This is a genomic window from Amycolatopsis sp. NPDC051903 (assembly GCF_044452505.1).
In the GTDB taxonomy this organism is placed as follows: domain Bacteria; phylum Actinomycetota; class Actinomycetes; order Mycobacteriales; family Pseudonocardiaceae; genus Amycolatopsis.
This window is the reverse complement of sequence record NZ_JBITBT010000009.1, coordinates 185,448-205,121: the sequence shown is the minus strand read 5'-3', so window position 1 is coordinate 205,121 and position 19,674 is coordinate 185,448. Positions and strand designations below refer to the sequence as shown.

The 19,674-nt window shown below is 71.7% G+C and carries 18 protein-coding genes; 8 read left to right on the top strand and 10 right to left on the bottom strand.

The genetic code is table 11. The features are described 5' to 3' along the window. Positions 1 to 14: 14 nt before the first annotated feature. Positions 15 to 521: an ArsR/SmtB family transcription factor gene (locus tag ACIA77_RS22000; protein WP_395887776.1), complete on the bottom strand. Its 507-nt coding sequence runs from the start codon at positions 519 to 521 to the stop codon at positions 15 to 17. 64 nt (positions 522 to 585) lie between these two features. On the opposite strand from ACIA77_RS22000, the gene ACIA77_RS21995 reads away from it, so the two are divergent. After that, the gene (locus ACIA77_RS21995; protein ID WP_395887775.1) at positions 586 to 1,839 is read left to right on the top strand and encodes an MFS transporter; all 1,254 of its coding nucleotides are present in this window, start codon (positions 586 to 588) and stop codon (positions 1,837 to 1,839) included. Positions 1,840 to 1,848: 9 nt separating this feature from the next. After that, positions 1,849 to 4,380, top strand: coding sequence for a valine--tRNA ligase (gene valS / locus ACIA77_RS21990; RefSeq protein ID WP_395887774.1), 2,532 nt, complete (start codon positions 1,849 to 1,851; stop codon positions 4,378 to 4,380). A gap of 16 nt (positions 4,381 to 4,396) precedes the next feature. On the opposite strand, the gene dapF is transcribed toward valS, so the two are convergent. Beyond that, positions 4,397 to 5,224, bottom strand: coding sequence for a diaminopimelate epimerase (gene dapF / locus ACIA77_RS21985; RefSeq protein WP_395887773.1), 828 nt, complete (start codon positions 5,222 to 5,224; stop codon positions 4,397 to 4,399). A 10-nt stretch (positions 5,225 to 5,234) separates the two neighbouring features. Further along, positions 5,235 to 6,155, bottom strand: coding sequence for a tRNA (adenosine(37)-N6)-dimethylallyltransferase MiaA (miaA, locus tag ACIA77_RS21980; RefSeq protein ID WP_395887772.1), 921 nt, complete (start codon positions 6,153 to 6,155; stop codon positions 5,235 to 5,237). Between the two features lie 217 nt (positions 6,156 to 6,372). Between miaA and ACIA77_RS21975 the strand changes: the two genes are divergently transcribed. Continuing rightward, the gene (locus ACIA77_RS21975) at positions 6,373 to 7,686 is read left to right on the top strand and encodes a DUF349 domain-containing protein (protein WP_395887771.1); all 1,314 of its coding nucleotides are present in this window, start codon (positions 6,373 to 6,375) and stop codon (positions 7,684 to 7,686) included. Positions 7,687 to 7,941: 255 nt separating this feature from the next. Here the strand turns inward: ACIA77_RS21975 and ACIA77_RS21970 are convergent, their stop codons facing one another. The 3 genes from ACIA77_RS21970 to miaB are packed head-to-tail and all read right to left on the bottom strand — an operon-like array spanning position 7,942 to position 10,121. Next, positions 7,942 to 8,124, bottom strand: coding sequence for a hypothetical protein (locus tag ACIA77_RS21970; protein WP_395887770.1), 183 nt, complete (start codon positions 8,122 to 8,124; stop codon positions 7,942 to 7,944). Positions 8,125 to 8,160: 36 nt separating this feature from the next. Next, a complete protein-coding gene (locus ACIA77_RS21965; RefSeq protein ID WP_395887769.1) occupies positions 8,161 to 8,637 on the bottom strand; it encodes a hypothetical protein in 477 nt (158 codons plus the stop codon). After that, the gene (gene miaB / locus ACIA77_RS21960) at positions 8,634 to 10,121 is read right to left on the bottom strand and encodes a tRNA (N6-isopentenyl adenosine(37)-C2)-methylthiotransferase MiaB (protein ID WP_395887768.1); all 1,488 of its coding nucleotides are present in this window, start codon (positions 10,119 to 10,121) and stop codon (positions 8,634 to 8,636) included. Before miaB ends, ACIA77_RS21965 begins: the two co-directional genes overlap by 4 nt. Before the next feature lie 191 nt (positions 10,122 to 10,312). Here miaB and ACIA77_RS21955 point away from each other — a divergent pair, with 191 nt between their 5' ends. Next, positions 10,313 to 11,236 (top strand): TAXI family TRAP transporter solute-binding subunit, encoded by a 924-nt coding sequence (locus ACIA77_RS21955; protein ID WP_395887767.1) that lies wholly within the window; start codon positions 10,313 to 10,315, stop codon positions 11,234 to 11,236. On the opposite strand, the gene ACIA77_RS21950 is transcribed toward ACIA77_RS21955, so the two are convergent. Both ACIA77_RS21950 and ACIA77_RS21945 read right to left on the bottom strand, forming a co-directional pair. Further along, on the bottom strand, positions 11,233 to 12,630 hold the full coding sequence (locus ACIA77_RS21950; RefSeq protein WP_395887766.1) for a sensor histidine kinase: 1,398 nt from the start codon (positions 12,628 to 12,630) through the stop codon (positions 11,233 to 11,235). The two genes, ACIA77_RS21955 and ACIA77_RS21950, sit on opposite strands and share 4 nt — an antisense overlap. Positions 12,631 to 12,633: 3 nt before the next feature. Further along, on the bottom strand, positions 12,634 to 13,299 hold the full coding sequence (locus ACIA77_RS21945) for a response regulator transcription factor (RefSeq protein WP_395887765.1): 666 nt from the start codon (positions 13,297 to 13,299) through the stop codon (positions 12,634 to 12,636). Positions 13,300 to 13,642: 343 nt separating this feature from the next. Here ACIA77_RS21945 and ACIA77_RS21940 point away from each other — a divergent pair, with 343 nt between their 5' ends. The 4 genes from ACIA77_RS21940 (at position 13,643) to ACIA77_RS21925 (ending at position 16,965) form a co-directional block, all read left to right on the top strand. Beyond that, positions 13,643 to 14,371 (top strand): amino acid ABC transporter ATP-binding protein, encoded by a 729-nt coding sequence (locus tag ACIA77_RS21940; protein WP_395887837.1) that lies wholly within the window; start codon positions 13,643 to 13,645, stop codon positions 14,369 to 14,371. 82 nt (positions 14,372 to 14,453) lie between these two features. Continuing rightward, complete coding sequence (locus ACIA77_RS21935) at positions 14,454 to 15,362, top strand: glutamate ABC transporter substrate-binding protein (protein WP_395887764.1); 909 nt, start codon at positions 14,454 to 14,456, stop codon at positions 15,360 to 15,362. Positions 15,363 to 15,439: 77 nt separating this feature from the next. After that, positions 15,440 to 16,087 carry an amino acid ABC transporter permease gene (locus tag ACIA77_RS21930; RefSeq protein WP_395887763.1) on the top strand — a complete coding sequence of 216 codons (648 nt, stop codon included), beginning with the start codon at positions 15,440 to 15,442 and terminating at the stop codon, positions 16,085 to 16,087. Next, positions 16,084 to 16,965 (top strand): amino acid ABC transporter permease, encoded by an 882-nt coding sequence (locus tag ACIA77_RS21925; RefSeq protein WP_395887762.1) that lies wholly within the window; start codon positions 16,084 to 16,086, stop codon positions 16,963 to 16,965. The genes ACIA77_RS21930 and ACIA77_RS21925 overlap by 4 nt, the downstream gene beginning before the upstream one ends. 4 nt (positions 16,966 to 16,969) lie before the next feature. Here ACIA77_RS21925 and ACIA77_RS21920 read toward each other — a convergent pair whose 3' ends face one another. Further along, complete coding sequence (locus tag ACIA77_RS21920) at positions 16,970 to 18,043, bottom strand: DUF4037 domain-containing protein (protein WP_395887761.1); 1,074 nt, start codon at positions 18,041 to 18,043, stop codon at positions 16,970 to 16,972. Between the two features lie 517 nt (positions 18,044 to 18,560). Beyond that, a complete protein-coding gene (locus ACIA77_RS21915; RefSeq protein WP_395887760.1) occupies positions 18,561 to 19,673 on the bottom strand; it encodes an amidohydrolase family protein in 1,113 nt (370 codons plus the stop codon). Between the last annotated feature and the right edge of the window lies 1 nt (position 19,674).

Sequence of the window (19,674 nt, the reverse complement as noted above, 5' to 3'; positions counted from 1 at the left end):
CGGGAACCGAGTGATTAGCGGCTGGGGTAGATCGATACGTAGATGGCCGTGCGCTCCGCGCCGGGTGAGCGCGGCCGCGAAGCGAACTCGTCGAGCAGCTCCGCCACGCGGCTCTTGAACTCGGCGACCTCGGCGGGTTCGACCTGGAAAACGAGCCGGGAGGTGTCGACCTCGGCCGGGTCGGCCTCACCCATCTCGGCGAGGTACGCCTCGAGCATCGCCTGGCCGACGGGCACGGCCTGCGTGTCGTCGTTCTCCAGCGTCCAGGACAGGCCGGTGGAGCGGTACGGGATCTCCTTGGCGCCGCGAGCACCCCGGCGGGGTTCGTCCGGGACGAGGAAACCGGTCTCGACCAGGCGCCGCACGTGGTGGAGCGTGGTCGCCGGATCGCGGCCGAGCCGCTCGGCCAGCTCCTTGTTGGTCATGGCCTCGAAGGAGGTCAACCGGATGATCCGCAGGCGTATTCCGGACGCGAGCGCGGCGGCCTCGGCCTCCGTCGCCGGTCGTCGTGGGGTCGGCACGCGCACAGCCTAGGCAGCGATAAGTGATTGACACTTTCCAATCACTTACCCGACACTCTTTCGGGTGAACCGGGACTCCCTCTTTTTCCACGCCGACTTCCGGCGGCTCTGGTCGGGCGACACCGCCAGCCAGTTCGGCACGTTCGTGGGCAACACGGCGATCCCGCTGCTCGCGGCGGTCACGCTGGCGGCGACGCCGTTCGAGATGGGCCTGCTGACCACGGCCGAGACGCTCGGCTTCCTGCTCATCGGCCTGCCGGCAGGCGTGTGGGTGGACCGGCTGCGCAAGCGGCCCGTGATGCTCGCCGCCGACCTCACGCGGGCCGTGCTGATCCTGAGCATCCCCGTCTCGTGGTGGACGGGGGTCCTGACGATGCCGCAGCTGATCGCGGTCGTGCTGCTCACCGGTATCGGCACGGTGTTCTTCGACGTCTCCTACCAGGCCTACCTGCCGGCGCTCGTCGGCCGCGAACGGCTGCTCGAGGGCAACGCCAAGCTGCAGGGGGTGCAGTCCTCGGCCCAGATCGCCGGGCCGAGCGCGGCCGGTGTCCTGGTCCAGTTCGTCGGCGCCGCGAGCACGGTCCTGGTCACCGGGTGCGGCTACCTCGTCTCGGCGCTGTGCCTGTGGCGGATCCGCACCGTCGAACGGCTGCCCGAGCGGACCGGGCACGAGCGGCTGCTGCCGCAGATGCTCGAAGGCCTGCGGTTCGTGTTCACCGACAAGCCGTTGCGCGCGATCGTCGCCTGCACCGCCACGGCCAACCTCTTCGGCGCCGCCGCGCAGGCCGTGCAAGTGCTGTTCCTGACGCGCACGGCCGGCCTGCCTCCGGCGGCGGTCGGCGGGCTGCTGGCCGTCGGCGGGATCGGCGGGATCCTCGGCGCGCTGTTCGCCGGCGCGATCATCCGCCGCGTCGGGCAGGCGCGCTCGATCTGGCTCCTGCCGCTGCTGGTGTGGCCCGGCAACCTGCTCGTGCCGTTCGCGGGCCCCGGCTGGCGGCTGCCGCTCGCCGGTTTCGGCCTGGCGCTGGCCGGGTTCGGCGTGATCCTCTACAACATCGCGCAGGTGTCCTACCGGCAGGCGATCACCCCCGACGGCCTGCTGGGCCGGATGAACGCGAGCGTGCGGTTCATCGTGTGGGGCACGATGCCGCTCGGCGGCCTGCTGGGCGGCGCGCTCGGCGAGTGGTTCGGGCTCACCGGCGCCCTGTGGACGGCGGTGGTGGGCCAGCTCGCCGCGACGCTGTGGGTCGTCTGCTCCCCGCTGCGGCGCATGCGCGACCTCCCGGTGCCCGGGAAACCGGTGGCGGCTCCCGCCTAGAGTTGGCCCATGAACGCCACTCCGCAGCCCAGCCCCCGTGTCCCCGAGAAGGTCGGTGTCGACGGACTGGAGGGCAAGTGGGTAGCGGTGTGGGAGCGCGCCGGTACCTACCGCTTCGACCGCGAAAAGCCGCGCACCGACGTCTATTCGATCGACACCCCGCCCCTGACGGCGAGCGGTTCGCTGCACATCGGCCACGTGTTCTCCTACACGCACACCGACGTCCTCGCGCGCTACCAGCGCATGCGCGGGCGGGAGGTGTTCTACCCGATCGGCTGGGACGACAACGGCCTGCCTACCGAGCGCCGCGTGCAGAACCACTACGGCGTGCGCTGCGAACCGTCCCTGCCCTACGACCCGTCGTTCACGCCACCGGCGAAGCCGGGCAAGGACGTGCTCCCGGTGTCGCGGCGCAACTTCGTCGAGCTGTGCCGCACGCTGTCCGAGGAAGACGAGAAGGTCTTCGAGGACGTCTGGCGGCGCGTCGGGCTGTCGGTGGACTGGACGCTCGCGTACCAGACCATCGACCCCTCGACCACGGAGATCTCGCAGCGCGCGTTCCTGCGCAACCTCGCGCGCGGTGAGGCGTACCAGTCCGAAGCTCCGACCTTGTGGGACACCACGTTCCGCACCGCCGTCGCGCAGGCCGAGCTGGAGGACCGCGAACGGCCCGGCGCCTACCACGACCTCGTGTTCCGCGCGGCCGGCGACGCGGAGGTGCTGATCTCGACGACGCGGCCGGAGCTGCTGCCCGCGTGCGTCGCGCTCGTGACGCACCCCGACGACGAGCGCTACCGCGACCTGGTCGGGAAAACCGTGCGCACGCCGGTGTTCGGCGTCGAGGTGCCGGTGCACGCGCACCACCTCGCCGACCCCGAGAAGGGCACGGGCATCGCGATGGTCTGCACCTTCGGCGACACCACCGACGTCACGTGGTGGCGCGCGCTGCGCCTGGAAACGCGGCCGGTGCTCGGCCGCGACGGGCGGTTCCTGCCCGAGCCGCCGCGCGGGGTGCCCGCCGAGGCCTACGCGCCGCTGGCCGGCAAAACCGTCCACACGGGACGCCAGCTCGTCGTCGAGGCGCTGCGGGCCGAGGGGTCGCTGCGCGGGGAACCGCGGGCGATCACGCACGCGGTGAAGTTCTACGAGAAGGGCGACCGGCCGCTCGAGATCGTCACGAGCCGCCAGTGGTACCTCGCCAACGGCGGCCGCGACGAGGCCCTGCGCGCGAAGCTCCTGGCGCGCGGCGAAGAGCTGAACTGGGTGCCGCCGCACATGGAGGTCCGCTACCGCGCCTGGACCGAGGGCCTCACGAGCGACTGGCTCGTGAGCCGCCAGCGGTTCTTCGGCGTGCCGATCCCCGTCTGGTACCCGCTCGACGGGCACGGCGAGCCGGACCACGACGCCGTGCTCGTGCCCGAAGACGCGAGCCTGCCCGTGGACCCGACCACCGACGTGCCCCCGGGCTACACCGAGGACCAGCGCGGGAAACCGGGCGGGTTCGCGGGCGAGGTGGACGTGATGGACACGTGGGCGACCTCGTCGCTCACGCCGCAGATCGGCGGGCGCTGGAGCCTCGACGACGACCTGTTCCGCCTCGTGTACCCGTACTCGCTGCGGCCGCAGGCCCACGAGATCATCCGCACCTGGCTGTTCTCGACGGCCGTGCGCTCGGAGCTCGAAGAGCACGTGCTGCCGTGGCGCGCCGCCGTGATCTCCGGCTGGGTGCTCGACCCGGACCGCAAGAAGATGTCGAAGTCCAAGGACAACGTCGTCACGCCCGCCGCGCTGCTGGACCAGTTCGGCCCCGACGCGATCCGGTACTGGGCCGCGAGCGCGCGCCCTGGCGTCGACACGGCCGAGGACCAGGGCCAGATGAAGGTCGGGCGGCGGCTCGCGACGAAGCTGCTGAACGTGAGCCGCTTCGTGCTCGGGCTCGGCCTGCCCGGGCCCGGCGCCGAGGTCACCGAACCGCTGGACCGGTCGGTGCTCGCCGCGCTCGGCGCCGTGGTCCGCGAGGCGACGGCGGCGTTCGAGAGCCTCGACCAGGCGCGGGCGCTGCAGGTGACGGAGACGTTCTTCTGGACGTTCTGCGACGACTACGTCGAGCTGGTCAAGGCGCGCGCGTACGGCGATCGCGGCGAGGCGGCCGCGGAGTCGGCGCGGGCGGCGCTGACCACGGCGCTGTCGACGCTGGTGCAGCTGTTCGCCCCCGTGCTGCCCTACACCGCCGAAGAGGTGTGGTCGTGGTGGCAGGAGGGTTCGGTGCACCGCGCGCCGTGGCCCGAAGCGCCGATCGTCGACGGCGACACCGGGCTGCTGCCGCTGGCCGGTTCGGTGATCGCGGCCGTGCGGCGGGCCAAGACGGACGCGAAGGTGTCGATGCGCTCGGCCGTGGAGGCCGTGACGGTCAGCGCGCCGGACGACGTGCTCACCGGCTTCGCCGCGGTGTCCGACGACGTGCGCGCGGCGGGTGTGATCTCCGCCGTGACCACGAGGCCGGGTGACGGCGAGCTGGCCGTCGAGGTGACGGTGGGCTGAGGCGCCGGGCCGCCGCTCACTCTCCGGCGGCGGCCCACCAGCCTTCGTCCAGCTCACCGCGCGCGACGATCTCCGCCGGGCCCGTGAGCGTGGAGGCACCTCGCTCGACCGTCACGGTCACGCGCCCGCCCGGGATGTCGACGGTGGACGAACCCGTGTCGGTGCCCGCGAGGTGGAAGGCCGCGGCGACGGCGGCGACCGTGCCGGTGCCGCACGACCGGGTCTCCCCCACGCCCCGCTCGTGGACGCGCATGCGCAGCGCGCTCTCGCCGAGCAGGTTCACGAACTCGAGGTTCACACCGTTCGGGAAGAAGTCGTGGTCGAAGTCGGGCTGCTCGCGCAGGTCGAGGTCCGCCACGTCGTCGTCGAGCACGGAGACGAGGTGCGGGTTGCCGACGTCCACGGCCACGCCCGAGAACGGCTGCCCCGCCACCACGGTGACCGAGGTGCCGGTGATCGTGGCCGGTCCCATGTGGACGGAAACGGAACGGTCGGGGTGCACGACCACGGGGCGGTCGCCCGCGCGCGTGCCGACCGTGAAGTGGCCGTCGCCCGCCAGACCCGCGTCGACGAGGTACCGGGCGAACACGCGCACGCCGTTGCCGCACATCTCGGCGACGGAACCGTCGGCGTTGCGGTAGTCCATGAACCACTCGCCCTCGGACGCCTCACCCAGCGCACCGGCGCGGACCACGCGCAGCACGCCGTCGGCGCCCAGCCCGCGCCGGCGGTCGCACAGCGCCGCCACGCGCTCCGGCGTGAGGTCGAGGCGGCCGGACGCGTCGGGCAACAGCACGAAGTCGTTCTGCGTGCCGTGCCCCTTCAGGAATTCGATGCCGCCCATGGGTTCAAGATTACTGGCCCAGCGCCTCGAGCACGCGCGCGGCCAGGTCGGGGGAAGCGCCGTCGAACCACCGGATCCGCTTGTCGCGGCGGAACCAGGAGCGCTGCCGGCGGACGAAGCGGCGGGTGGCCTGCTTCGTCGCCGCGGCGGCGGCCGCGAAGTCGCCGCCCCCGTCGAGTTCGGCGAGCACCTGCTGGTAGCCGAGCGCGCGGGAAGCCGTCTTGCCTTCGCGCAGGCCCCGGGTGACGAGCGTGCGCACCTCGTCGACCAGGCCGGCATCGAACATGTGCTCCACGCGCAGGTCGACGCGCTCGTCGAGCTCGGCGGCCTCGCGGTCGACGCCGATCAGCACCGTGCCGTAGCGGGCCGGGCCCGGCTTGGGGAGGTTCGCGGAGAAGGGCTCTCCGGTGAGCTCGATGACCTCCAGCGCGCGCACGATGCGCCGGGTGTTCGTGGGCAGGATCGCCGCGGCCGCGGCCGGGTCGCGCTCGCCCAGCCGCGCGTAGAGCGCCGCGGTGCCGAGCTCGGTGGCTTCCGCGTCGAGGCGGGCCCGCACGGCGGGGTCGGTGCCGGGGAACCTGAGGTCGTCGAGCACGGCCTGCACGTACAGGCCGGAGCCGCCGGCGAGCACCGGGACGCGCCCGGCGGCGAGGACTTCCTCGATCTCGCGGCGGGCGTCGCGCTGGTAGGCGGCGACGGAAGCGGTCTCGGTGACGTCGAGGACGTCGAGCAGGTGGTGGGGCACCCCGCGCCGCTCGGCTTCGGTGGCCTTGGCCGTGCCGATGTCCATGCCGCGGTAGAGCTGCAGGGCGTCGGCGTTCACGACGTCGCCGCCGAGGGCGAGGGCCAGCTCGACGGCCAGCGCCGTCTTCCCGGTGGCCGTGGGACCGACGACGGCGACCGGACGAGGCGGCTGAGCAGGGCTGATCACGCTGGCCGAGGGTACCTGGACGGGTAGGACCTGCCGACACGGAGCGTCAAGGAGAAGTAGGATCACTGGCTTCAGGTGGCGCATCGGTACCACAGCAGGCGCTGAGCTGCTTGAATGCCGCTGGGGCACCGTGGCCCCGGAGCAGAACCGCGTAACCCGGCCCCGCAGCACGCGGGGCGCCCGCACCAGCGGGCGTACAGGCGATAAGGAGCCTGCGATGGCCCAGGAGAACACGTCCAGCGGCACCCCGACACCCCACCCCGTGCCGCACGCGCCCGGCAGTGCCCAGACCGCACCTCCGGTTCCGCCCGCCGAGCCCACCCCGTCCACCTGGGGCCGGGTCGACGCGGAGGGCACTGTCTTCGTTTTCACCGCCGAAGGTGAACGCTCGGTCGGGGTCTGGCAGGCGGGCACCCCCGAAGAGGGGCTGGTGCACTACGCCCGCCGCTTCGACGACGTCCGCACGGAGGTCGAGCTGCTCGAGACCCGGCTGCACTCCGGCGCCGGCGATCCGAAGCACGCGCTTTCGAGCGCCACGCAGATCCGCGACGGGCTGGCCGAGTCGGCGGTGGTCGGTGACCTCAAGGCGCTGGCCGCGCGCGTCGAGTACGTGATCAGTGTCGCGGAGAAGGCGCTGGCCAATGCGAAGCACGAGCGCGAGGAGGCCCGGGCCGCCGCCGTTTCACGCAAGCAGGCGCTGGCCGAGGAGGCGGAGAAGATCGCCGCCGACTCCACCCAGTGGAAGGCCGCGGGCGACCGGCTGCGCGCGATCCTCGACGAGTGGAAGACGGTCAAGGGCGTCGACCGCAAGACGGACGACGAGCTCTGGAAGCGGTTCTCCAAGGCCCGCGAGGCCTTCAACCGCCGCCGCGGCTCGCACTTCGCGGAGCTCGACAAGCAGCGCGCGGGCGCCAAGCACCGCAAGGAAGAGCTCATCGCCGAGGCCGAATCGCTCGCCGATTCGGAGGACTGGGGCGCGACCGCGGGCCGGTACAAGGAGCTCATGGCCGAGTGGCGCGCCGCGGGCCGCGCGCCCAAGGACAGCGACGAAGCACTGTGGCAGCGCTTCCGCGCCGCCCAGGACCAGTTCTTCGCCCGCCGCTCCGCCGTCTTCACCGAGCGCGACGCCGAGTTCGCCGGCAACGCCGTCCGCAAGGAAGAGCTGCTGGTCGAGGCCGAGAAGATCGACGTCGCCGCGAACCTCGACGCGGCCAAGTCGGCCCTGCGGCGCATCCAGGAGCAGTGGGACGAGATCGGCAAGGTCCCGCGCGAGCGCATCCGCGAACTCGACGGCAGGCTCAAAGCGGTCCAGGACGCGGTCAAGTCGGCCGAAGACAGCCGCTGGCGCCGCACCGACCCGGAGGCCCAGGCGCGCGCCGCGCAGTTCCGCGAGCGCGTCGAACAGTTCGAAGCCCAGGCCGCCAAGGCCCGCGCCGCGGGCGACGAACGCCGCGCCAAGAAGGCCGACGAGCAGGCCGCGCAGTGGCGCGAGTGGATGGAAGCCGCCGAGGCCGCTGTGGCTGACCGCTGAGGTTTCTGCTGAGGTTTCTGCTGAGGAAGGGCCGCTCCCGGGTGAGCCGGGAAGCGGCCCTTTTTCAATCGCCGGGTTGGTCGGCGGTAGCCGTGGGCGCTCAAGCTTCGGCGGGGGTGCTCACGCCCGCGAATGATCGCCGGTGATCGCCGGGGCTTGAAACTTCGGTGACGGCCCGCGGTGCCAAAAGGCCCCTCGTGCCTCCGGCACTCGACACCACCGGCGGAAGCCCGCGAGACGGAATCCCGCGACCACTCAACCCCGACCACCCTCATCACCGAACACGTCCGGCCGCGCGAGGGCGGCGGAGATCAGCGCCGTTTCGCCGATCCCCGGCTCGCCGCGCAGGACCAGCGCGTCGCCGCGGCCTTCCCTGGCACCGGCGAGCAGCCCTGTGAGCGTGCGGAACTCGCAGCCGCGGCGCCGGACCGCCGTCACCCGGGCGGGAACTGCCGAACGAAGTGCGGCCCGTCCTCAAGACCGCGAGAAAGCCGTCCTCATCCACATCGTCGCCAGGACGATCGTGGCCACCCAGGCGATGATCAGGCCGATGCCCGGGCCGCCGCCGGCGGCGCCGGAAGCGTGGGCGGACTGCTGGGACCACACGGCGAGCAGGCCGTCGACCGAGGCGAACCAGCCGCCGGCGGCGCAGCACCACGCGATCCACCAGCGGCGCGTCACGAGAGCCACCGCGCCGGCCAGGACGCCGATGCCGGTGGACGTCGCGGCGAACAGCTGGGGGATGCCGCCGCCCTGGCCCTGCAGGACCTGGTAGCCCGCGTGGTCGCCGACCCACGGCAGGGCCTGCGCGACCAGCAGTACGACGATGAACACGGCGATGTAGAAACCACGGCGGCCGAGCTCCACCGTCCGGGCCGCGCGGTGACCCGCGTCGTCGATTTCGGACGTCAGCTCTTCGTCGACCTCGGCCGGCGTTCCTGGCTCGCTCACAGCGCACACCCACTCACCGGGGCCGGCTGCGCCGCCGGGACTCCGAAGCCCGGCAGCCCCAGCGTGACCCCGCTCGTCTTGGGCCGAAGACCCGCTTCGGCGTTGTCGCCCGCCCGCGTGCGGCGGTGCGTCAGGAGGTCGCCGTCGGCGACCAGGTGGTGCGGGGCGCCGTAGGTGATCACGGTCTCCACCACGTCGCCCGCGCGCACGGAACCCGCCACCGCGGGCCCGGTGGGGGTGAAGTGCACGAGGCGCCCGTCGCGGGCGCGGCCGCTCATCCGGTGCGTCTCCGCGTCCTTGCGGCCCTCGCCCGTCGCCACGAGCAGCTCGACCTTCGTGCCGAGGAGTTTCTTGTTCTCCGCCCAGGAGATCTCGTTCTGCAGCTCGACGAGCCGGTCGTAGCGCTCCTGCACGACCTCCTTCGGCAGCTGGTCCGCCATCGTCGCGGCCGGCGTGCCGGGGCGCTTCGAGTACTGGAACGTGAACGCGCTGGAGAACCGCGCCTCGCGCACCACGTCGAGCGTCGCCTGGAAGTCTTCCTCGGTCTCGCCGGGGAAGCCGACGATGATGTCCGTGGTGATCGCCGCGTCGGGCATCGCCGCGCGCACCTCGTCGAGGATCTTCAGGAACCGCGCGGAGCGGTAGGACCGGCGCATCTCGCGCAGCACGCGGTCCGAACCCGACTGCAGCGGCATGTGCAGCTGGTGGCACACGTTCGGCGTCTCGGCCATCGCGTCGATCACGTCCGACGTGAACGCCGCGGGGTGCGGCGACGTGAACCGCACGCGTTCCAGACCGCTGATGCCACCGGCGGCGCGCAGCAGCTTGCCGAACGCGAGCCGGTCGCCGAACTCGACGCCGTAGGAGTTCACGTTCTGCCCCAGCAGCGTCACCTCGAGCACACCCTCGGCCGCGAGCGCCTCGACCTCGGCGAGGATCTCGCCCGGGCGGCGGTCGCGTTCCTTGCCGCGCAACGACGGGACGATGCAGAAGGTGCAGGTGTTGTTGCACCCGACCGAAACCGACACCCAGCTCGCGTACGACGACTCGCGGCGCGCGGGCAGCGTCGACGGGAACGTCTCGAGCGACTCGAGGATCTCGACCTCGGCCTCGGCGTTGTGCCGCGCGCGCTCCAGCAGCGTCGGCAGCGCGCCGATGTTGTGCGTCCCGAACACGACGTCGACCCACGGGGCGCGCTTGACGATCTCCCCGCGGTCCTTCTGCGCCAGGCACCCGCCCACCGCGATCTGCATGTCCGGGTTGGCGATCTTGTCCGGCCGCAGGTGACCCAGCGTGCCGTACAGCTTGTTGTCCGCGTTCTCCCGCACCGCGCAGGTGTTGAACACGACCAGGTCCGGCTTCGCCTCCGCGCTCGCGGGGACGTACCCGGCCTCCTCGAGCTGACCGGCGAGCCGTTCCGAGTCGTGCACGTTCATCTGGCAGCCGAAGGTGCGGATCTGGAAGGTCTTGAGGTTCTCGGTCATCGTCAGTCAGGGTAACCCCCGCCGACCTCGCCGAAGCCGCCGCCCACCTGGTTGTTCCCCGGTCACGGCCCCCTTTCGACCCGATCACCGCGCGATGTCTGACAACGCGGTTTTCACCGCCGCCGGGTCCCTTGACCGCTTGCGGAGCTCGCCGCCGCCCGCGGCCGCGCGCCGTCTGGCACGATCGCCCCATGCGGTGGAGGCGGACGGTCGCGGCGGTGGCGGCGGTGCTCGTGACGGCGCTGACCGCGGCGTGCGGGCCGAGCTTCGAGGGCCTGCACCTGCGCATCGCCTCGGGCGCGGTCGGCGGCGTGTACAACGACCTCGCCCAGGCGCTGTCCGGCGCGTGGGCCGGGGACCTGGAGGTCGACCGGCCGCAGGTCCTGGCCACGCAGGGCTCGCGCGACAACCTCAACCGCGTGCTGACCGGTGGCGCCGACGTCGCGTTCGTCGCCGCCGACCTGGCCGCCGAGTCCGCGGCGAAGTACCCGGGCAAGCTGGCCGCGCTGGCGCGCATCCACGACGACTACCTGCACATCGTCGTGCGCGCCGACTCGCCCTACACCTCGGTGGCGATGCTGGCCGGGCGCCGCATCGCGGTCGGGTCGCCGGAGTCGGGCGTGGAGTACATCGCCGAGCGCGTGCTGCACGTCGCCGGGCTCGACAACGCCGATCCGCAGCAGCTGGGCCTCGAAGACTCCCTCAAGGCGCTCGAGGACCACCGCATCGACGCCCTGTTCTGGTCCGGCGGCCTGCCGACGCCGCTCATCACCCGGTACACGCAGAAGGTCGGCCTGCGGCTGCTCGACATGGCGAGCCTCATGCAGGGCATGCAGGCCTACAGCCCCGTCTACGGCACCGCGACGATCCCGGGCAGCACCTACAACCAGGCCGGCCCGGTCACGACGCTCGTGGTGCCCAACTTCCTGGTCGTCCCGACGACGATGAGCAACGAGGTCGCGGAAGCCCTCACCCGCGGTCTCTACGACGCGCGCCCCGCCCTCGCGGAGGCCAACCGGGCGGCGCTGTCCATCGACGTGCACCCCGGCATCGAGACGGAGCCCCTGCCACTGCACCCGGGCGCGATGGCGTACTACCGCGAGCAGAAGGTCTAAGGCGCCACCTGCAGGTCCATCTCGATCCGGAGCCCGCCGCCTTCGGGCAGCGAAAGCCGCAGGTCACCGCCGGAGTGGCGGACGATCTCCCGCACGATCGCGAGGCCCAGCCCGGACCCGGGCACGTTCTGGTGCGCCGTGCTGCGCCAGAACCGGTCGACGGCCCGCTCCAGCTCGTCCTCCCGCAGGCCGGGGCCGTGGTCGCGAACGGCCAGCTTCACCACCTCACCGTCGCGGACGGCCGAGACGTGCACCGACGTCCCCTGGCCGGTGAACTTGAGCGCGTTGTCAATCAGCGCGTCGAGGATCACCTCGAGCCCGCGCGGCGGGAGCAGGACGCGCGCGCCGTCGACGTCGGCGTCGGTCTCCAGCGCGACGTCGCGGGCCGCGCCCACCACGGACCAGTCGGCGACGCGGTCGGCCACCACCTCACCGAGGTTCTCGGCCACGAGCTCACCGCCCGCCGCCTCCGCGCGAGCCATCGACAGCAGCTCGTCGAGGATCTGGTTGAGCCGGCCCGCGTCCACGCGCGCGGCGTCGAGGTCGGCGGCCGCGGTGTCGTCGTCCACGTGGCCCTCGAGGTTGCCCAGCCGCAGCTTCAGCGCGGTCAGGGGGTTGCGCAGCTGGTGCGACGCGTCGGCGACGAACGCGCGCTGCGCCGCCAGTGCCTCCGACACGCTCGCCGCCATCCGGTCGAACGAGCGGCCCAGCTGCCGCAGCTCCGGCGGCCCGCCGCTCTCCCCCACCGGCACCACCTCGCGCCCGCTGACCACGGCCGCGACCAGCGAGCCCGTCGCCTCGTCAAGGCGGCGCACGGGCCGCAGCGTCCAGCGCACCACCGGGATCGCGACGAGCAGCGCGAGCCCGAACGCGATCACGGCGCCGGCGGCCAGCACCAGCCACTGCCACAGCAGCACCGTGCGCACGTGGTCGGTCGCGGACTCGGTGACGACGGCGCCGCGCACCTCGCCGTCGATGAGGATCGGCTCGGCGAGCACGAGCGGCGCGGTCGTCCACGGCGTCAGCAGCGGCCCGGGCGCCGGGGGCCGGCCGGCGAGCGCCTCGTTCACGGGCACGTCGATGGCCGAGCGGTCGATCCGCGCGGCATCGGTGCCGCCCAGCGAGCTGAGCACCGCCACGCCGTCCTGGTTCACCACGACGACCTTCACGCCGTACACGTCGGTGTAGCGGCGCAGCTCCGGCTCCAGCAGCGCGGGCCGGTTGTCCACCAGCGGCCGCTGCGCGAGCGAGGCGAACCGCGCGGTGTCGGTCAGCCGGTCGAGGAACAGGTTCTGCTCGAGGCTGTTCGCCATCGTCAGCGCCAGCGGGATACCGAGGCCGAACACGAGCAGCGCGACGAGCGTGACCACGATCCCCTGGAGGCGGACGCGCACCGCTCAGCCCCGTCCGCCGAGGCGGTAGCCGACACCGCGGACGGTCTCGATCAGTGCGGGGCGCCCGAGCTTCGTGCGCAGCGTCGCCACGTGCACGTCGAGCGAGCGGCTCTCGGCCGCGCCGCGGTGGCCCCACACCTCCGTGAGCACGTGTTCGCGCGAGCACACGGAGCCACGCGCACCCGCGACGAGCGCCAGCACCTGGAACTCCTTGCGGGACAAGGCGATCGACTGCCCGTCCACGAGCACCTCGTGACGCGCCAGGTCGATCTTCACGTCCCCGACCTCGATCACGGGCGCGGGTGCGTCGGCGCGTTCGCCCCGGCGGCGGCGCACGGCCTCGACGCGGGCCAGCAGCTCCTCCACGTCGTAGGGCTTCACGAGGTAGTCGTCGGCGCCCGCGCGCAGGCCCTGCACCCGGTCGTCCACCTCGCCGCGCGCCGACACCACGATCACGGCGACGTCGCTGACCGCGCGGATGCGGCGGCACAGCACCACGCCGTCGACGTCGGGCAGCCCGAGGTCGAGCAGCACGACGTCCACGTCGTGCACGCGGTCGAGCACGCCGGCGCCCGACGCCAGCCGCTGCATCTCCAGCCCGCGCCTCGTCAGCGCGGGCACGAGGGCGCCCGCGACCCGGTCGTCGTCCTCAACCAGCAGCACCCGCACCGCTCGCCTCCCCGGTGATCCAGCCCACGGTAGCGAGGAACTCTAGGGGGCACTCGTCCGCGACCACGAAACGGCAGGAGGCATCACCCACAGTCACCCTCGCGGGTCACTGAACGCGCTTGCGAAGTGCGCCTTTGACTAGGCTGAGCTGCGCCGATGGCCGCCGACCAGCGAGGACGGCCTCGGAAGTCGATATGTACTTGAAACCCTAAGTATTGCTCAAGCCGCCTTTACAAAGGGTTCGATGCGAGTAGGTTTCCGCCATCGACGCGGGACCCGGTCCCGCAGGTGCCGGTGGTGAAGGAGCTCTGGAGGCCAGATGACCGCGGAGGTGGCGGCGCCGATGATCAAGGCGAACGCCGTGGACAAGTACTTCGGCGATTTGCACGTGCTGAAGGACATCACCATCGAGGTGCCACGCGGCCAGGTCGTGGTGGTGCTCGGGCCGTCCGGTTCGGGCAAGTCGACGCTGTGCCGCGCGATCAACCGGCTGGAGCCGATCAACGCCGGGGAGATCGCCGTCGACGGGGTGCCCCTGCCGGCCGAGGGCAAGGCGCTCGCCGCGCTGCGCGCCGACGTCGGGATGGTCTTCCAGTCGTTCAACCTGTTCGCGCACAAGACGATCGTCGAGAACGTGATGCTCGCGCCGGTCAAGGTCCGCAAGCTCTCCTCCGCCGACGCGCGCAAGACGGCGATGGAACTGCTCGACCGCGTCGGCATCGCGAACCAGGCGGACAAGTACCCGGCCCAGCTCTCGGGCGGCCAGCAGCAGCGCGTGGCGATCGCCCGGGCGCTCGCGATGCGCCCGAAGGTCATGCTGTTCGACGAGCCGACCTCGGCGCTGGACCCGGAGATGGTCCAGGAGGTGCTCGACGTGATGACCGGCCTGGCCAAGGACGGCATGACCATGCTCGTCGTCACCCACGAAATGGGCTTCGCCCGACGGGCAGCCGATCGGGTGATCTTCATGTCCGACGGAGAAATCGTCGAGGACACCACGCCCGAACAGTTCTTCACCCAGCCGAAGAGCGACCGGGCGAAGGACTTCCTGGGCAAGATCCTCACCCACTGACGACACCGAGTTTTTCCCGGCACCTGCCGTACCCGGCGGCTTCGGACCAGCCGTACCGACGACAGATACAGGAGACAAAGCAATGAGGATCCGCACCCTCGCAGCGGGCCTGCTCGCCGGCGGGCTGCTGCTCACGGCCTGCGGCAAGGAAGGCACGCCCGCGCCCCCGGGCGGCGAAGGCACGAACACCGCCGCGCTGCCGACGTACACGGTCGCGCAGAACGTCGACCTGCCCGGCTCGGCGACCTTCGCCAAGATCAAGTCCGCGGGCACGGTCACCGTCGGGGTCAAGGACGACCAGCCGGGCCTCGGCCAGAAGGACCCGACGACCGGCAAGTTCGAGGGCTTCGACATCGAGATCGCCCGGATGATCGCCGCCGGGATCGGTGTCGCGCCGGACAAGATCAAGTTCGTCACGGTCGACTCGGCCGCGCGTGAGCAGGCCATCTCCAACGGCCAGGTCGACTACTACGTCGGCACGTACACGATCACCGACAAGCGCAAGCAGCAGGTTTCCTTCGCCGGGCCGTACTTCCAGGCCGGCCAGGACCTGCTGGTGCGCGCGGACGACACCTCGATCACCGGCCCGGAGACCCTGAAGGGCAAGAAGGTCTGCTCGGTGACCGGGTCGACGCCGATCCAGCGCGTGCGCGAGCAGAACCTGACCGAGCCCGCCAACATCGTCGAGTTCCAGAAGTACTCGCAGTGCGTGGAAAAGCTGGGCACCAAGGAGGTCGACGCCGTCACGACCGACGACGCGATCCTCAAGGGCTTCGCCGCCCAGGACCCGACCTCGCTCAAGGTCGTCGGCAAGCCGTTCTCTCAGGAGCCCTACGGCATCGGCCTGAACAAGGACGACAAGGTGCTGCGGACGAAGATGAACGACCTGCTGCAGAAGAGCCTCGACGACGGCACGTGGCAGAAGATCTACGACGCCACCCTCGGCAAGTCGAACGCCACCGCGACGAAGCCGACCATCCAGCCCTACTGACGCACCTCCACGGCCGGTGGACGGGTACTCCGTTCACCGGCCGTGCCACGTGAACCTACGGACGCGGGGAAGGCTCCATGGACGTCCTGCTCGACAATCTGGACCTGTTCGGTCCGTTCTTCCTGCGCACGATCGAACTGTTCCTCATCGCCGGCGCCGGCAGCCTCGTGTTCGGCACGATCCTGGCGATGCTGCGCGTGAGCCCGGTGCCGGTGCTGCGCGCGATCGGCACGACCTACGTCACCATCGTGCGCAACACACCGCTGACGCTGGTGTTCGCGTTCTTCGTGTTCGCGTACCCACTGCTCGACATCCTCTCGCTCGACTACCTCACGTACGCGGTCCTGGCGCTGACGGTGTACACGTCGGCGTTCATCTGCGAGGTCGTGCGCTCGGGCATCAACACCGTGCCGGTCGGCCAGGCCGAGGCGGCCCGCGCGCTCGGCCTCACGTTCGGCCAGATCCTCGGCCAGGTGGTGCTGCCGCAGGCGCTGCGGTCCGTGGTCCCGCCACTGATCAGCACGCTCATCGCGCTGCTGAAGAACACCACCATCGCCAGCGGGTTCTCCGTCGCGGAGGCCGGCGCGATCCGCCAGTACATCTCCGAGCGCGGCGACAGCCAGCTGGTCGCCCTCCTGTGGGTGGCGCTCGGGTTCATCATCCTGGTCGCCGTGCTGTCGCTCGTGCAGCGCAGCCTGGAGAAGCGCTGGAGCGTGGCCCGATGAGCACCGTCCTGTTCGACACGCCGGGGCCGAAATCGCGGGCCCGGCACCGGCTCTACGCCGTGCTCGGCATCCTCGTCGTCGTCGCGCTGATCGCTTTCGTCGTCTACAGCTTCGCGGCCAGCGGCCAGTTCGCCCCGCGCAAGTGGGAATGGCTGCAGTACGCGCAGGTGCAGTCGGACCTCGCCAGCGCCGTGCTCGCCACGCTCGAGGCCTTCGCGCTCGGCGCCGTGTGCGCGCTGGTCTTCGGCGCGGTCTTCGCCGCCGGCCGGCTGTCGGAGCACAAGTGGCTGCGCGGGATCTCCACGTTCGTCGTCGAGTTCTTCCGCGCTATCCCGCTGCTGATCCTTATGTTCCTCTTCTACTACGGCCTCCCGACCGTGGGCGTGGACACCTCGCCGCTGTTCGCCGTGGTACTGGGTTTGACGCTGTACAACGGTTCCGTGCTCGCGGAGGTCTTCCGCGCGGGTATCAACTCGCTGCCGAAGGGCCAGTCGGAAGCCGCGTACGCGCTCGGCATGCGCAAGACGCAGGTGATGTTCTCGGTGCTGTTGCCGCAGGCCATCCGGGCGATGCTGCCGACGATCATCAGCCAGCTGGTGGTGCTGCTCAAGGACACCGCGCTCGGCTTCCTGGTCACGTACCCCGAACTGCTCTACTACGCGCGCTACATCGGCTCGCAGGGCGCGTTCGGCCGGCCGATCGTCCCGTCGACGATCGTGGCGGCCGCGATCTACATCGTGCTGTGCCTGCTGCTCACCGCGCTCGCGACCTGGGTCGAGCGCCGCAACCGGCGGAGCAAGAAGCACATCGAGACGATCGACAACAAGGCGGAGCAGGTCGCACTGGGCTCCGCGATGGGTCAGGGCACACCGCTCTGACCGGTCACTCCCGAAGAAGCCCTCGCGCCCCCGGTGCGGGGGCTTCTTCGTGCTGCGTCACCCCGCGCGCGGCCGCCCGGGCCCGCTCCGGGCGGCCGAGGACGTCGGTGCTGTCCACCCACTGGTCCACGGCCCCGACCGCGCCCGGGCAGAGCGCGTCGGCGAAGCGGGCGGCGTCGAGGACGCGGTAGGGGCGGCTGTGGAAGCCGCGCGTGCGCGGATCAAGGGGTGGTGTCAGGCCCAGCTGGTTGTGGTGTGCCGCAACGGTTTCGTACGCATCGGCCAGGTGGGCTTCGCGTGTGGGCCACGTGGGGGCGGCCAAGGCGCCGGTGAGGTGGGCCGTGAGCGCGGGCGCGATCGGCAGCCGGGCGAACGCACTGCCGAGCCACTTCGAGTACGGCGGATAACGCCGGGCCATCAGCAGGCACAGGCGCATGACGTCCCGCACGAGCCGCGCGGCGACGATAGCGGACCCGAGCTCGTCCCCGGCTTCACCGCACCGCCCCACGAACGGTTCCTCCTGCGCGATGCGCCGCCACTGGCCCGCGAGGACCTCGCGCCAGACGTCGTCCGGATACCACGCCAGCGCGGCGCGCACCGGCTCGAGCCGGCCGAGCCCGTCGTGGAACACGCCACCCGAGGTGAGCTCGGCGAGGGTCTGGGTCGGGGTCGCGAGCCAGTCCGCGCGCGAAATCGGCGGAGCCGGCACGAAGCCGAGGAACGCCCCGAACCAGCGATCGACGTCCGCGATCTCGACGGCGTGGCGGATCGGCCCATCCGCGGGCGCCCTGCGACGCGTGGGTTCGCCGGGGTTGTCGGCGAAGTGGGTTGAGTAGCCGAGGAACTCGCACGGCAGCTCGCGCGAAAGCAACTCGTCGAGCCCGTCCGGCTCGCTGACGAACACCTGCAGCCGCGGCCCCCAGTCGTGGTCGGTCGAGCGCTCCGAATCGAACCCGAGGACTTCGGACCCGCGGCCCAGCAGCGCCGCCGAGTACACCACGCTCCGCCGCTCGAGGACGGGCCGCACCACTTCGTCGTGGAAGCGACGCGCGAGCTCCAGTCCGGGCAGGAAAACCACGGTGGCGAGTGTGGCCGGTCGTTCGCGTTGAGGGCTAGTGGTTTTTCACCCGGCTGAGGTGGCCGGTTGTCCACAGCGCTCCCTCGATCGCTGTGCACAGCCCAAATTTCGTCGGTGTGGACCGATAGACTGGACGTGGGGACGCCCCCTAGGGAGGACGGGGGTTTGTCCGCCCGGGGATTGGCTGCCGGCGAGTGCGGTGTGTCCGCGGCGGTGGATGTACGTGGGTAGCCATGCTCTGTGGGTGTTCGCCGCAGAGGCCGGCCCTCGTCCACGGCAACTGAGCAAGCCGCAGCCTGTGGGTCGAAGTCGGGGATTCGCGCGGATCACGAGGACCTCCGTTGGTCGGCGTAGCTGCCGCAGACCACACCGAACCGCACGCCACGTGTCACCACGATCGCAATCTCTCCGGACAGCGCGCTTGGGAATGGCGAGGGGTTGTCCGCCACGGATTCCTGCCGGCGTGCGCGCGCAACGGATGCGCGGCGCGGGAGTGCCCGCCGTAGCAGCAGCGGGGTCAGGCGCGCACGAGGCGGCCCGATTGCCAGACCGCGCGGATGCGTCCGGCCAAGTCGGTCACGTCGACGTCGGCGCCCCGGAGCAGCACGAGATCCGCGCGCAGGCCCGGCGCGATGCGGCCGCGGTCGGGCAGGCGCAGCAGGCGCGCGGCTTCGCTCGTGGCCGCGCGCAGGGCGCCGGCCGCGCCGAGGCCGGCGGAGGCGAGGAGGCGCAGTTCGGTCAGCAAGTCGACATGGGGACGCGGCGCGAGGTCCGAGCCGGCGGCGATCGGCACGCCCGCTTCGAGCGCGAGGGCCACGGAGCGCCGGTGCGCGGTGGCGTGTTCGGACGGGATCGGGGCGAGCGTGGGGACGTACCAGCAGCCGTGGTCGCGCATCGCCACGACGGCGGCCTCGTCCAGGAACACGCCGTGTTCGATGCTGCGGGCCCCGGCGGACGCGGCGGCTGAAGCCGCGACCGCCGAATGCGCGTGCGCCATCACGTCGCGGCCGCACCGGCGGGCTTCATCGGTGACGGCGCGGAGTTCGTCGTCGGTGGGCCGCACGTCGCGCCCGGACGCGAAGGCCGCCATCGAGCCGCCGGCGCCGAGCTTGATCCAGTCGGCGCCCGCGCGCACCATGCGCCGCACGGCCGCGCGAGCCTGGTCGGGACCGTCGAACACGGCGTCGGGCAAGGCCGGGTCGGCGAGCCGGTCGAGGCGGCCCGTGTCGGCGTCCCACCAGTCGCCGAGGCCGCCCGTCGGGGACAGCTGACGGAGGCTGACGAGCAGGTCCGGACCGGTGATCCAGCCTTCGCGCAGCGCGTGCTTGAAGCCGGCGTCGGCGCCCCACGCGTCGCGGACGGTGGTGATGCCCCGCGAAAGCAGCGAGCGCAGCACGGAAACCGCTTCGAAGAGCCGGGTGCTGCGCGGAAGCTCTTCCCCGCGGGGAAAGGCGACGTGGGCGTGGCAGTCGATCAGGCCGGGGATGAGCAGCCCGCCCTCGCCGTCGACCGGGTCCGGACCATCCACATCGGACCCGACCGCGGTGATCACCGCTCCGTTGAGGAGCACGTTCGCCGGCTCGGCGAGACCGGAATCGGGGTCGAAGACCCGCACGTTCGTGACGAGCACG

Coding starts and splice junctions, on each gene's coding strand:
- ACIA77_RS21925 (WP_395887762.1), top strand. CDS start 16,084: ATGAGCACCGTCCTGTTCGACACGCCGGGGCCGAAATCGCGGGCCCGG.
- miaB (WP_395887768.1), bottom strand. CDS start 10,121: ATGACCGAGAACCTCAAGACCTTCCAGATCCGCACCTTCGGCTGCCAG.
- ACIA77_RS21930 (WP_395887763.1), top strand. CDS start 15,440: ATGGACGTCCTGCTCGACAATCTGGACCTGTTCGGTCCGTTCTTCCTG.
- dapF (WP_395887773.1), bottom strand. CDS start 5,224: ATGGGCGGCATCGAATTCCTGAAGGGGCACGGCACGCAGAACGACTTC.
- ACIA77_RS21935 (WP_395887764.1), top strand. CDS start 14,454: ATGAGGATCCGCACCCTCGCAGCGGGCCTGCTCGCCGGCGGGCTGCTG.
- ACIA77_RS21940 (WP_395887837.1), top strand. CDS start 13,643: ATGATCAAGGCGAACGCCGTGGACAAGTACTTCGGCGATTTGCACGTG.
- valS (WP_395887774.1), top strand. CDS start 1,849: ATGAACGCCACTCCGCAGCCCAGCCCCCGTGTCCCCGAGAAGGTCGGT.
- ACIA77_RS21955 (WP_395887767.1), top strand. CDS start 10,313: ATGCGGTGGAGGCGGACGGTCGCGGCGGTGGCGGCGGTGCTCGTGACG.
- ACIA77_RS21975 (WP_395887771.1), top strand. CDS start 6,373: ATGGCCCAGGAGAACACGTCCAGCGGCACCCCGACACCCCACCCCGTG.